At 71.4% G+C, this 12700-nt stretch carries 9 protein-coding genes; 6 read left to right on the top strand and 3 right to left on the bottom strand.

Annotated elements, in window-relative coordinates; all coding sequences use genetic code 11:
- The first annotated feature begins 14 nt into the window (after nucleotides 1-14).
- From mnmA to JOF44_RS04625, 4 genes are all read left to right on the top strand, one after another.
- Nucleotides 15-1211 (top strand): tRNA 2-thiouridine(34) synthase MnmA, encoded by a 1197-nt coding sequence (mnmA, locus tag JOF44_RS04640; RefSeq protein ID WP_209887898.1) that lies wholly within the window; start codon nucleotides 15-17, stop codon nucleotides 1209-1211.
- The gene (locus tag JOF44_RS04635) at nucleotides 1208-2332 is read left to right on the top strand and encodes a uroporphyrinogen decarboxylase/cobalamine-independent methonine synthase family protein (protein WP_209887895.1); all 1125 of its coding nucleotides are present in this window, start codon (nucleotides 1208-1210) and stop codon (nucleotides 2330-2332) included. The genes mnmA and JOF44_RS04635 overlap by 4 nt, the downstream gene beginning before the upstream one ends.
- A gap of 265 nt (nucleotides 2333-2597) precedes the next feature.
- Nucleotides 2598-5237, top strand: a complete 2640-nt coding sequence (locus tag JOF44_RS04630; protein ID WP_209887892.1) for an NAD-dependent DNA ligase LigA — start codon at nucleotides 2598-2600, stop codon at nucleotides 5235-5237.
- A gap of 122 nt (nucleotides 5238-5359) precedes the next feature.
- On the top strand, nucleotides 5360-6595 hold the full coding sequence (locus tag JOF44_RS04625; RefSeq protein ID WP_209887889.1) for a hypothetical protein: 1236 nt from the start codon (nucleotides 5360-5362) through the stop codon (nucleotides 6593-6595).
- Here JOF44_RS04625 and JOF44_RS04620 read toward each other — a convergent pair whose 3' ends face one another.
- The gene (locus tag JOF44_RS04620) at nucleotides 6596-8866 is read right to left on the bottom strand and encodes a RecQ family ATP-dependent DNA helicase (RefSeq protein ID WP_209887886.1); all 2271 of its coding nucleotides are present in this window, start codon (nucleotides 8864-8866) and stop codon (nucleotides 6596-6598) included.
- A gap of 153 nt (nucleotides 8867-9019) precedes the next feature.
- Nucleotides 9020-9232, bottom strand: a complete 213-nt coding sequence (locus JOF44_RS04615) for a hypothetical protein (RefSeq protein WP_209887883.1) — start codon at nucleotides 9230-9232, stop codon at nucleotides 9020-9022.
- 74 nt (nucleotides 9233-9306) lie between these two features.
- On the opposite strand from JOF44_RS04615, the gene JOF44_RS04610 reads away from it, so the two are divergent.
- On the top strand, nucleotides 9307-10209 hold the full coding sequence (locus tag JOF44_RS04610) for a GNAT family N-acetyltransferase (RefSeq protein ID WP_209887880.1): 903 nt from the start codon (nucleotides 9307-9309) through the stop codon (nucleotides 10207-10209).
- Here the strand turns inward: JOF44_RS04610 and JOF44_RS04605 are convergent.
- On the bottom strand, nucleotides 10187-10801 hold the full coding sequence (locus JOF44_RS04605; RefSeq protein WP_209887877.1) for an ATP:cob(I)alamin adenosyltransferase: 615 nt from the start codon (nucleotides 10799-10801) through the stop codon (nucleotides 10187-10189). The two genes, JOF44_RS04610 and JOF44_RS04605, sit on opposite strands and share 23 nt — an antisense overlap.
- A 131-nt stretch (nucleotides 10802-10932) precedes the next feature.
- On the opposite strand from JOF44_RS04605, the gene JOF44_RS04600 reads away from it, so the two are divergent.
- Nucleotides 10933-12666: a BCCT family transporter gene (locus JOF44_RS04600; RefSeq protein ID WP_209887874.1), complete on the top strand. Its 1734-nt coding sequence runs from the start codon at nucleotides 10933-10935 to the stop codon at nucleotides 12664-12666.
- The last annotated feature ends 34 nt before the right edge of the window (nucleotides 12667-12700 follow it).

Below are 12700 nucleotides of genomic sequence, written 5' to 3'. Positions count from 1 at the left end.
GAGGAGGCCGACGGATGAAGGTGCTGGCAGCGATGAGCGGCGGGGTCGACTCCGCCGTGGCGGCGGCGCGCGCGGCCGAGGCCGGGCATGAGGTCGTCGGTGTCCACATGGCGCTGTCGAAGAATCGTGACCAGACCCGCAGCGGCTCCCGGGGCTGCTGCACCGTCGAGGACGCCTCCGACGCCCGCCGCGCGGCGGAGAAGATCGGCATCCCGTACTACGTCTGGGACCTCTCGGACGATTTCCACGACCTGGTCGTGGAGGACTTCCTGTCCGAGTACGCGGCCGGCCGGACCCCCAATCCCTGCGTGCGCTGCAACGAGCGCATCAAGTTCGCCTCCCTCCTGGAGCGCGCCACGGTGCTCGGCTTCGATGCCGTGTGCACCGGCCACTACGCCTCGATCCGCGCCGACGGGCCGGGTGGCGCGCCGTCCCTGCATCGCTCCCGGAACCAGGCCAAGGACCAGTCCTACGTCCTGGCCGTGATGGGCCCGGATGCGGTGGGCCGCTCGGTGTTCCCCCTGGGCGAGTACGAGACCAAGGACGAGGTGCGCGCCGAGGCCCGCTCGCGCGGCCTGGGGGTCTCGACCAAGCCCGACAGCTACGACATCTGCTTCGTGGCCGATGGCGACACCCGCGGCTTCCTCGAGCGCAACCTCGGCCAGGCACCCGGGGAGATCCGGGACCCGGACGGCGCCGTGCTCGGCACTCACCGCGGCACCCACGGCTTCACCATCGGCCAGCGCAAGGGCCTGGGCCTGCAGCAGCCCGCCGCCGACGGCGCCCCGCGGTACGTGGTCGACATCGATCCCTCCTCCCGGCAGGTCGTCGTCGGCGCCGCCGAGCTGCTCTCGACCCGCGAGCTGATCGCCACCGACGTCGTCGCCTTCGAGCCGCTCTCGCCCGGCCGCGAGGTCCGCGCCCAGATCCGCGCCCATGGCGAGTCGATTCCCGCCGAAGTCCTCGAGGTGCCCGCCACGGCCACCGCAGCCGTGCCCGCGACGGCTCCACGGACCGGAACAGGCTCCGCCGATCCGGCAGCCGGTCCCGCGTCCGGCACCGACCCCGGTACCGCTTCCCCCGCTACCGCATCCGCGAGCCTCCGCGTGAGTCTCGAGACCCCGATCCGCGGCGTCGCACCCGGTCAGACCCTCGTCCTGTACGACGGCGACCGCGTGATCGCCGCCTCCACGTTGGAGCGCCGCGCATGAGCCCCCTGGTCACCCTCACCGGCGACGGCACCTTCCGTGCACCCAGCGCGGCCGAGACCGCCCGCCACGATCTCCCGGCGGATCCGCATCTGGCCGCCCTGATGCGCCTGCGGGCCCTGCTCGGCGACGACGTCGAGGACCAGATCGCCACCCGCCTCTACCTGCCCTCGGCGTTCGGCATCGACTCAACCGACCACATGCTTCCGGCCACCCTCGCCCTGCTGGCCGAGACCACCGGCGACCTGGTCAGCTACGGGTGGCGGCTCGGCCCGGGCGTCGGCGCCGCCTGGCAGCACGCCCGCGAGCTGCGCGAGCGCACCCTCGATGCGGCCCGGATCGCTCTGCTCGGCTACGAGGGGCCGCTGATGACGACCGCCCTCGGGCCGGCCACCCTCTCCGCCGCGACCTTCCTGGGCTCCGGCGAGCGCACGCTGGGCGATCCCGGCGCCGTGCGCGACCTGCCGATGCTGCTGGCCGAGGGACTGATCGATCACCTCGACGAGCTGCGTGATCGGGTCCCCGGCGCCCGACCCCACCTGCTGCTGCGCGAGGATGCCGTGGCGGGTGTCCACGAGGGACGGATTCCCACCCCCTCGGGGCGGCGTCGCTACCCGGCGCTGCGGGCGCCCGAGATCGGGATGCTGTGGCGCAGCCTGACGGCGGCGCTGCGGGACTACGGGCTGGACGCCGACTCCGTCACCGTCGGGGTGGGCGCGGACGTGCGCCTGCTGCGGGCCGCCCGGGAAGCCGGAATCCGCCGGATGGCGATCGGCCCGCGCCGGATGCCGACGCTCCGGACGACGGAGGGACGCGCTCTGTGGGAGGGCATCGCCCAGGCGCACGACGACGGCTGCCACTTCGAGCTCGTCGTGGACCCCCGCGCCGGCGGGCGACTGGCCCCCGAGCTGGAGACGATGCTGGAGATCTGGAACCGACTGGGCCACAGCGATGCCGACGCGGCCGGCTGCACCCTGCTGGCCCATACGGGGGCCGCGCACGCCGTCCACGCCGGCCGGGTCGACCCCTCCGCCCAGCCCGACCGCTCCACGCTGCTGGACGAGGACGCGATCGAGGCTCTGCTGCGGGTGGCCCCGACCTGGGCCGGACGCGTCGCGAGCTGACCGGCCCGCCTTCTTGCCGGTGGTGGCCTGCTCCGCCCGCCGGTGGTGGCCTGCTCCGCCCGCTGGTGCTGGCCTGCTCCGCCCGCTGGTGCTGGCCTGCTCCGCCTGCCGGTGGTGGCCTGCTCCGCCCGCCGAGCTCTGCGTTGTCGGTGCCAAGATCCATGGTGGCAACAACTGTGCAGAGCTCGGCCAGGAAATCACCGTCCCGGATCGGTACGGCACCTCGGGGATATCTCTTCCCGGATCGGTGCGACACAATGTCCTGGTGAGTCAGGACGAGCAGGACACCCAGCCCACCGCACCGCCGACCGAGAACGACGCCGCCGCCGCGCAGCAGCGCATCGCCGCGCTGACGGCGCAGATCGAGCAGGCCATCGAGGACTACTACGTCCGCGACGCCCCGACGATGGCCGACTCCGAGTACGACGCCCTGGAGCACGAGCTGCAGGCGCTCGAGGCGCAGCACCCGCAGCTGGCCCGGGCGGACTCGCCGACGCAGACGGTCCATGGCGCGGTCGATGCCGAGCTCGTGGAGATCGACCATGCGGAGCGGATGCTCAGCCTCGACAACGTCTTCTCGATCCAGGAGCTGCGGGACTGGTGCGAACATGCCGGGGGCGAGCTCTGCCAGGAGGTGCGCTGGCTCACCGAGCTGAAGATCGACGGTCTGGCGATCAACCTCCGCTACGAGAACGGGGAGCTGGTCACGGCCGCGACGCGGGGCGACGGCCGCACCGGGGAGGACGTGACCGTCAACGCCCTGCGGCTCGAGGGAATCCCGCAGTCCCTGGCCGGGAGCGGCCATCCCGCCCTGGTCGAGGTGCGCGGCGAGGTGTTCATGCCCACCGCGGATTTCGCGCGGCTCAACGAGTTCCAGGTCGAGCTGCGCGATCGAGCGGTCGCAGAGTCCCGCACCCGCTGGGAGACGCGTCAGGCGAAGGGCCGACGGGCCTTCGACGAGGAGAAGGAGCACCTCGCGGCGACCCGCCGCTTCCCGACCTTCGCCAACCCCCGCAACTCCGCGGCGGGTGGACTGCGCCAGCAGCTCGAGAAGAAGACGGGGCTCGAGCGGGAGGCCGGCGAGGCGCGGCTGGAGTCCCTGCGCCTGACCGTGCACGGGATCGGGGCATGGCCGGATCCGCCCGTCGGCTCGCAGAGCGAGGTGTACGACCTGCTGGCCTCGTGGGGTCTGCCGACCAGCAGGTACATGCAGGTCGTCGACTCGGCCGACGACGTGGTCCGGTACGTCGAGGACTACGGCGAGCGCCGCCATGACCTCGAGCACGAGATCGACGGCATCGTGATCAAAGTGGATTCCTTCGCGCAGCAGCGGGCCCTGGGCGCGACTTCCCGCGCTCCGCGGTGGGCGACGGCCTTCAAGTTCCCGCCCGAGGAGGTCACCACGAAGCTGGTGGACATCCAGGTGCAGGTGGGGCGCACCGGGCGGGTGACCCCCTTCGGGGTGATGGAGCCGGTGAAGGTCGCCGGTTCCACCGTCGAGAAGGCGACGCTGCACAATCAGTTCGACGTCGAGCGCAAGGGCGTGCTGATCGGCGACACCATCGTGCTGCGCAAGGCCGGGGACGTGATCCCGGAGATCCTCGCACCGGTGGAATCGCTCCGCGACGGCAGCGAGCGTCCCTTCGTGATGCCGAGCCGGTGCCCCGCCTGCGGCACCACCATCCGCCCCGAGAAGGAGGGGGAGAAGGACTGGCGCTGCCCCAACCAGAAGGACTGCCCCGCGCAGGTCACCGGGCGCGTCGAGCATGCGGCCTCCCGCGGAGGCTTCGACATCGAAGCGCTCGGCGAGGAGTCCGCGATCGCTCTGACCGACCCCGACAAGCGCCGGGGCGAGGCGCTCGCCGCCCTGAGCACCGGGCACAGCATCCACCTGCCGATCCGCGAGGCCTCCGATGCGGAGCTCGAGAACTTCGTGGTGGTCAAGAACGGCCAGGTCACCCAGGGGACCGACGGGGTCCCGCTGCTGCGCATCACCGCGGCGGAGGACCCTCTGCTGCCCGGTCTGCAGGACCCCGTGGTCACCACGGGCGACGATCTGTTCGATCTCACCGCCGAGGCGCTGCGCGAGGTGGTCGTCTGGCAGAGCGAGCGTCGTGACGGCGAGCCGACGGGGGACTGGCGCATCCAGCCCGCGTTCTGGTCCCGGCCGCAGTTCAAGCACTACAAGCGCGAGAACGCGTGGAAGCAGCAGAAGACTCCCGCCGTGCTGAAGACCACCGAGACGCTCCTGTCCGAGCTGGAGAAGGCGAAGGCCCGGCCGCTGTGGCGGGTGCTGGTGGCCCTGTCCATCCGGCACGTCGGTCCGACGGCCGCCCGTTCGCTCGCCACCGCCTACGGGTCCATGGACGCGATCCGCGAAGCGGGCGTCGAGCAGCTCGCCGACACCGACGGGGTCGGCCCGATCATCGCCGAGGCCGTCACCGAATGGTTCGCGGTCGACTGGCACCGCACGCTCGTCGACGGCTGGGCCGCCTCCGGGGTGCGCATGGTCGACGACGTCGAGGAGGGCTTCGTCAAGACTCTCGAGGGGCTGACGGTCGTGGTCACCGGCGGCCTGGACGGCTTCAGCCGGGACGGTGCCAAGGAGGCGGTCATCTCCCGCGGCGGGAAGTCCTCCGGCTCGGTCTCGAAGAAGACGGACTTCGTGGTGGTCGGCGAGAACGCCGGCTCGAAGGAGACCAAGGCCCGCGACCTCGGGCTGCGGATCCTCGACGAGGCCGGCTTCGTGGCCCTGCTCGAGGGCGGGCCCGAGGCGGTGGCTGAGCCGGGCGAGGATCCTGAGGGCGACGCAGAGGCGGAGGACGGCCCGACCACGGAGGACGGCCCGACCACGGAGGACGGCCCGACCACGGACGACGCCCCCGGGCACGACGCCGAGAGGTAGAGCTCCGCGGGAAGGTGGCCTCCTTCTTTCGGACAGGGTCCACGAAAAGCTCTCGACAGCTCGGCCCCGCGGTGCCACGGTGGTGCGCGCCACCTCGAACCCCGCAGGAAGGCTGCTCGGCCATGAGTGCCACCACCTCGAACGCCCCGGCCCCGGACCCTGATCGACATTCCGCAGGAGGGATCGACCGTCGCGCAGTCCTGCGCGGGGCCGGTCTGCTCGGTGCCGTCACCGCCGGTGGGACGATGCTTCCTGCCTCTCCGGCCCGCGCTGCGGGCGTGCCGGAAGCGATCTCTCCGAACTCCTTCACCATCACCGCGGACTACACCACCTACGCGGACCACGTGGAGACTCTGCTGCAGCAGGCCGGCAGCGCGAGCGTCAGCGAGGTCATGGACGCCGCGAACCACGAACGGACCCCGGTGGCCGGCGTCGTCGACGGACAGCTCCACGGCTTCCGCTTCGACTCCGGCGACGAGAACGACCCGGATGTCGCGCCCCAGGGCATCACCACCAGCCGCGACGCCGTCGGGACCGCGCAGGACGGCCGGTACGACGGCCGCCAGCTGATCGCCGTGAGCTTCTACAACACGTCCCCGAAGGGCTCCCGGATCAACCTCATCGACTGGGACGCCGACCATCCGAATTCCTACCGGCGAATCCTCCTGGTCGAGCCCACCGGCACCGCCGAGGAACCCAGCTTCCGCGACGTCACCATCCACGTCGGCGGCATCGCCTGGTACGGGGATCTGCTCTATGTCGCGGACACGTCGCGGGGCATGCGCGTGTTCGACATGAGTCGGATCCTCACCACCGACACCGGCGGGGACAAGGAGCAGATCGGCCGTGTCGGCGACACCTTCTACGCCCACCATTACCGCTACGCCCTGCCACAGGCGGGCACGATCGCGACCCGCGAGGGCGCCGAGGAGCTGGTCTGGTCGACCATCTCGCTGGACCGCTCCAGCAGATCCCTCGTCATGACCGAATACCGCTGCCCGGACTGCGAGAACTACCCCAACGGCACCACCCGCGCCGTGCGCTTCCCCTTCGCACCGGAGAGCACACGGTTCCCGGACACCATGACCGCCAACGAGGCGCTCGAGGTCCCGCTGCACCATCTCAACGGGGTCGCCTCGTCCGGCGGCACCTGGTGGTTCAACCAGTCGAACTCGACGCAGAGGACCCTGCACGCCTGGTCCGGGACCGGCGAGATGACCTCCCACCCCTGGGTGAACTGGGGCGAGTCGATCAGCTACTGGCCGGAGGAGGACGGCCCCGACCTGCTGTGGAGCCTGCGGGAGGAGACCGGCGACCGGCCGGTCTTCGCGGTCGGCGCCGAGGACTACGGCCCGTGATCAGCTGACCAGCGCCAGGGACAGGGGCAGGACGGGGCCCGACCCCGCACGACGCAGCAGGCGCCCGGCCAGGGTCATCGTCCAACGGGTGTCGATCTCGTCGTCGACCAGGAGGATCGGCGCGCCCTCCAGGGCCGAGAGCTGCTCGGTCAGCTCCGGGGTGATCACGAACCTGTCCCACAGCGCCGCGACGCGGAAGGCACTGTTGCGCGCCCCGAACAGCGGGGCGGCGTCGGACGCCAGCGGAAGGTCCCCGAGGTCCTGCATCTTCCCGAGGCGCGCGATCCCGGCGGCGAGCTCGCGCACCAGCCGCGGCCGGGTGGTGGAGCCGATCCCCAGCACGGCCGCAGGGCGCCGGTCCCAGTCCCAGTCGGCGAGCACCTCGACCACCCGCTGGGCGATCGCCGGGGTGAGCGGGGCATCGACCCGATGTCCCTGCTCATCGACGTGGAGCAGCTCCCGCAGCGGCACCGCCCATCCCAGGTCCGACATGCGCGCCAGCGCCCGACCCTCCTCGAGGCGTTCCCCGGGCGGGATGTTCCCGCGCAGCGCCGCGCCGGACTCCGCGGTCAGCCCGAGCCGGTCCAGCCCCTGCGGCCACTGCTTGCGCGGGTCCACCGGCACCCCGACGCGGTCCAGCAGGCGGGCGACCGCCTCCTGGGACGAGTCCGCTCCCGGGACCGGCTCCGCTCCGGTGGCCGGGGAGTCCGTGCCGGCAGGGGCCGAGGCGGCATCGGGGCCCGGATACCACGGCGCGGTGCACACGTCGCAGCGCCCGCAGGGGGAGGCCGTGTCGTCATCGAGCTGCCGGGCCAGGAACAGCATCCGGCACTGCTGGGGATCCCCGGGCTGGAGGCGTTCGTAGTCGAGCATCGCCTGCTGCTCCTCGCGGCGGGCCCGGGCGACGTTCTCGTAGCGCGGCGCATCATAGGTCCAGGGCTCGCCCGTGGAGATCCAGCCGCCGCGCACCGCCTGGAGCGCGCCTTCGACCGCGAGCACCTTCACCAGCAGCTCGAGCGCGCTGCGCTTGACGTCCACCCGGGCTTCGAGCGCCGGGGTGGACACGGGTCCCGACGCGGTGCCGAGCTCGGCGAGCACCGCATCGGCATCGGCCTGGGAGGGCATCGAGGCGGTCGCGAAGTACTCCCAGATGGCTCGGTCCTCGCGCCCCGGCAGCAGCAGCACATCGGCGGTGTCGGTCGCACGACCGGCGCGGCCGACCTGCTGGTAATAGGCCACCGGGGAGCTCGGCGCCCCCAGGTGCACGACGAAGCCGAGATCGGGCTTGTCGAAACCCATCCCCAGCGCACTGGTGGCGGCGAGTGCCTTGACCTCGTTGTCTTTCAGGGCCTGTTCGAGCTCGGCCCGTTCCTCGGCATCCGTGCGGCCGGTGTAGGCGCGCACCCGGCGGTCGGGACGATCCAGCAGGTCCGCGAGGTCCTCCGCCGCGGAGACCGTCAAGGTGTAGATGATCCCCGAGCCCGGCAGCTGATCGAGGTGGCGGACCAGATACTCCAGGCGCGCGCGGTCATCAGGCAGGGTCAGGCAACCCAGGCGCAGCGAGTCCCGGGTGAGCGAGCCGCGCAGGGTCAGCACCGGCGCCGCCCCCTCGCTCTGGGCGTCGAGCTGCTCGGCGACGTCGGCGACCACGCGGGAGTTCGCCGTCGCCGTGGTCGCGAGCACGGGCACCTGGTCGCCGAGCTCGCCGACCAGGTCCCGCAGGCGCCGGTAGTCGGGGCGGAAGTCGTGGCCCCAGTCGGAGATGCAGTGCGCCTCGTCGATCACCAGCAGGCCGCAGCGCTCGATCAGACGGGGCAGCTGATCCGCGCGGAACCGCGGATTGACCAGACGCTCGGGGGAGACCAGCAGGACGTCGAGCTCGTCGTCGTCCAGCGCCTGCTCGATATCGGCCCACTGGGTCGGGTTCGCCGAGCTGATCGCCTCGGCCCGGACCCCCGCCCGGCGCGCGGCCGCCACCTGGTCGCGCATCAGGGCGATGAGCGGGGAGATGATCAGCGCCGGACCTGCGCCGCGGCGCCGCTGCAGCAGGGCGGCCAGGAAGTACACGGCGGACTTGCCCCAGCCGGTCCGCTGGACCACGAGCACCCGCCGCCGCTGCTCGACCAGGGCCGAGATCGCCTCGAACTGCCCCTCGTGGAAAGCGGCGTCGGCGCGGCCGGTCAGGGCACGCAGCGCCTCCTGCGCCTCATCGCGCAGGGTCCCAGCGGTCGTGGTCGCGGTGGGGGCGGGGGGCGAGGCGGGGGAGTCCATGCCCCCAGTGTGGCAAGCGGCGCCGACGAACGGGCGGCAGCGTCGACGGTGCGGACGGGATCGGGCGGTCAGGCACAGGCGAGCATCCGCGGCCCGACCTCTGCTGTCCCGAGCCGGACCGTGCCGGTCGGCGCCGGTCCCGGAGGATCGCCGTCAGTCCGAGGTGGGCTCGGGACCTTCGTTCTCCAGGCGCCGCAGACGCTCCGAGGTGGACTCGTCGTCGCGCAGCGGATCCTCCTTGGTGGCCAGCGCTCGGCGCATGCGCTTCTCCAGCTCCTGGGCCTCGCGGACCACCGGGTCGTCCGAGACGGCGTCGGCGTCCTCGGGATCGTGCGAGTGATAGTCCGAATGCGGGTCGACGGACATGGCGGGCCTTCTTCCTCGGGGAGTCCGCGGCGGGTGGACGGAATTCTACCGGGGTGCTCGCTACGATCGCAGGGATGAGCTCCCACCCCCGCCGCAGCACCTCGAAGACGTCGAAGTCCTCGAAGTCCTCGAAGCCTTCGAAGACCTCCCAGACCTCCAAGAATCCCCGGGGCACCGCCTCCCGACCGCTGAGCGGATTCCGTCTCACCGAGGCGCTGATCGCCGGCTGGAGGCCGCTGCAGCGCCTCGACGTCGACGGCTTCGCCCTGCTGCGCTCCCGCGGCGTCACCCGTCGTGCCAACAGCGCCGTCGCCCTGGACGCCCCGAGCTCACAGGACGGCCTGGCCGCGGCGATCGACCGGGTCGAGTCCCTGTACGAGATGAGCGGGGAGACGCCCGTCTTCCGGGTCCTGGACCTCCACGGCCCCGAGCGGTTGGACGACGTTCTGCGCGAACGCGGCTACCGGCGCGATGGCGACAGCGAGCTGCTCACGACCGCCCTCGGCCGCAGGCGCGGGGATGTGCCGCATCCTTCGGCCGAGATCCGCACCGGCGCCCTGGACGAGGGCTGGTTCGAGGCAGCCTGGCAGCTCGCCCCGCGAGAGGGCGAGCAGGCACGTCGGACCGTCCACGACATCCTCGCCGGAACTCCTGCGGTCCAGGTGCTGCTGCGAGCCGACGGGGCCCCGGACGCCGCCCCGGTCGCCGTGGGACGCGCGGCTCTCGCCCCCGTGGGCAAGGAGACCGTCGCGGTGCTGAACATGATCGCGGTGGACCCCGCCCACCGTCGCCAGGGCCTCGGCCGCGCCCTCTCCCGGACCCTGCTGGCGCTCGCGGCCGTCCAGGGCGCGAGCCGCGCCCTCCTCGAGGTCGAGCGGGACAACGGCGCCGCGCGAGCGCTGTATCGGCAGCTCGGGTTCGACCGCCTCGGCGGCTACCACTACCGAGCGCGGTCTAGTTCTGTGTCCGAGCGGTGACGGAGCCCAGCGGGTTCCACATCGTGTCCCCGAGCTCGGCGTTGTGCGTGCGGGCCAGGACGAAGAACAACGACGACGCGCTGTTGAGGTAGCGCGGCACCAGGGCGTTGGTCGATCCGGGGAATTCGGCCATGGCCGCCAGGGTGGTGCGCTCGGCCCTGCGCACGGCGACCCGCGCCTGGTACAGCAGCGTCGCCGGAACGGTGCCGCCCGGCACGATGTACCCGTCGACGGGCGAGAGCTGCGAGGAGTAGTGCTCATAGGCTCGGTCGACCCACGTCAGGTGCTGCTCGGTGATCCGCACGACGTCGGATTCATCGGTCTCGTCGAACGGCACGCTGAGGTCGGCGGCCAGGTCGAAGAGATCGTTCTGCACGCTCGTCAGCGTCGCGGCCACCTCGACCCCGAAGTCCCCGAACGCCAGGGCGGTGCCGACCGCGACATTGGCTTCCTCGCAGGCGCCGAAGGCGGACAGTCGGCTGTCGTGCTTGGTCACCTCGCCCACGTCACCGAGGTCGGTGCGCCCCAGGGCATGCGCACTGCGGTGGAGCGAGGCGTCCTCGCCCCGGTGACTGTGCTGTGCGTCACTCATAAGAGTATGGTAACGCGCGAAGCTGGTTCGTGAGCCCGTCATCGGGCGCGGAGACCGGGACCGTCTTCCCGTCGACCCCCCGCCGGAGGGCCTCTGGGGCGAGGCTCGGACCCCGGGACAGGAGGTCCCAGATGGTGAACGACACCTCAGATCCGACAGCGCACGACTCCGCAGCGGAGAACCCCGAGAAGATCGCGAACCTCGATGTAAAACGGGGATTCGCCAGCATGGACAAAGTCGTCTTCGGATGCGCCTTCGGTGTCATCGCCGTCACCACCGTGGTGGGGATGGTGTTCCCGGATCAGGTGGGCAGCGTCACCGGCAGCGCGCTGACCTGGGTGACGGACTCCCTGGGCTGGTTCTTCATCCTCGCGGCCAGCGGATTCGTGGTGTACTCCCTCGTCCTCGCCTTCGGCCGGTACGGCCGGATCCCGCTGTCGCAGAACGGCGAGAAGCCGGAGTTCTCGACCGTCTCCTGGGTGGCGATGATGTTCAGCGCCGGCATGGGCATCGGGCTCATGTTCTTCGGTGTCTACGAGCCGGTCAGCCACCTGACCGCTCCGCCGCCGTTCGTGAATGCGGAAGCAGGCAGCGAAATGGCCGCACAGCACGCGATGGCGTACACGTTCTTCCATTGGGGGCTCCACCCCTGGGCCATGTACTCCGTGGTGGGCCTGGCGCTGGCCTACTCGACCTTCCGGCTCGGCCGCGGCAACCTCCTGAGCTCGCCGTTCCAGGCCATCTTCGGCAAGCGGGCGATCGAGGGGAAGGGCTGGGGCAAGCCCATCGACATTCTCGCCATCATCTGCACGAAGTTCGGCTCGGCGACCTCACTGGGGTTCGGTGCGCTGCAGGTGGCCGCCGGCATCGCGCTCCTGCGCTCGGGTGAGTTTCCCGAGAAGGGCAGCACCTCGCTCGCGATCATCGTGATCATGGTGCTCACCGTCGGCATCGTCCTGTCCGCGGCGAGCGGCGTCTCCAAAGGCATCAAGTGGTTGTCGAACACCAACATGGTCGTGGCGTTCGCGCTGGCCATCTTCGTCTTCGTTCTCGGGCCGACCGTCTTCATCCTCGACCTGTTCCCCGACGCGATCGGCGCCTACCTCACCAACCTGGTGCCGATGAGCTTCCACACCGCCGTGTTCGGCGGCGGCGACTGGCTGGCGCAATGGACGATCTTCTACTGGGCGTGGTGGATCTCCTGGACCCCCTTCGTCGGTACGTTCATCGCCCGCATCTCGAAGGGCCGCACGATCCGGGAGTACGTGCTCGGGGTGCTGCTCGTGCCGACGCTCATCAGTGCCGTGTGGTTCGTCGTCTTCGGCGGCGCCGGCCTCCATCTGCAGTTCGCGGGGGTCGACATCGCCGGTACCGGCAGCGAGGCGGCGGCCTTCTTCACGATGCTGCAGGAGTACCCCGTGCTGCCGATCACCGCCGGTGCGGTGATCTTCCTCACGTCGATCTTCTTCGTCTCCGGTGCTGATGCAGGCGCGCTCGTGCTCGCCACGCTGTCCTCCCGCGGACGCGAGGAGCCGTGGGAGCCGTTGGTGGTGCTGTGGGCGGTGCTGACCGGCGTGGTCGCCGCGATGCTGCTGCTGGTCGGCGGTCTGGGGGCGCTGCAGACCTTCACGATCCTCACGGCGACGCCCTTCGTGTTCGTGCTGATCGGTCTGTGCATCTCGTTGTACATCGATCTGCGCAAGGACCCCTTGCGCCAGCGCCGTCTCGGCCCGGTACGGACCCAGACGCCTCCGGCGCCGTCGCCCTCCCCCTTCGTGGAGGCGACCGGCACCCGCGGTGACGGCTCCGAACCGCCGGACGGGCCTCCGGACGGGAAGGACCCTCCGACCCCTGATCGGACATGACCCCGGCGGGGGCCGCGCCCTGACCGTGCCCCGA

This window comes from Brachybacterium fresconis (genome assembly GCF_017876515.1).
GTDB lineage: Bacteria > Actinomycetota > Actinomycetes > Actinomycetales > Dermabacteraceae > Brachybacterium > Brachybacterium fresconis.
This window is presented reverse-complemented; position numbering and strand designations above follow the sequence as displayed.

Excerpts from the sequence above, each read along its gene's own strand:
- JOF44_RS04635 (WP_209887895.1), top strand. The coding sequence starts at position 1,208 with ATGAGCCCCCTGGTCACCCTCACCGGCGACGGCACCTTCCGTGCACCC.
- JOF44_RS04605 (WP_209887877.1), bottom strand. The coding sequence starts at position 10,801 with ATGAGTGACGCACAGCACAGTCACCGGGGCGAGGACGCCTCGCTCCAC.
- mnmA (WP_209887898.1), top strand. The coding sequence starts at position 15 with ATGAAGGTGCTGGCAGCGATGAGCGGCGGGGTCGACTCCGCCGTGGCG.
- JOF44_RS04610 (WP_209887880.1), top strand. The coding sequence starts at position 9,307 with ATGAGCTCCCACCCCCGCCGCAGCACCTCGAAGACGTCGAAGTCCTCG.
- JOF44_RS04620 (WP_209887886.1), bottom strand. The coding sequence starts at position 8,866 with ATGGACTCCCCCGCCTCGCCCCCCGCCCCCACCGCGACCACGACCGCT.
- JOF44_RS04625 (WP_209887889.1), top strand. The coding sequence starts at position 5,360 with ATGAGTGCCACCACCTCGAACGCCCCGGCCCCGGACCCTGATCGACAT.
- JOF44_RS04600 (WP_209887874.1), top strand. The coding sequence starts at position 10,933 with ATGGTGAACGACACCTCAGATCCGACAGCGCACGACTCCGCAGCGGAG.
- JOF44_RS04615 (WP_209887883.1), bottom strand. The coding sequence starts at position 9,232 with ATGTCCGTCGACCCGCATTCGGACTATCACTCGCACGATCCCGAGGAC.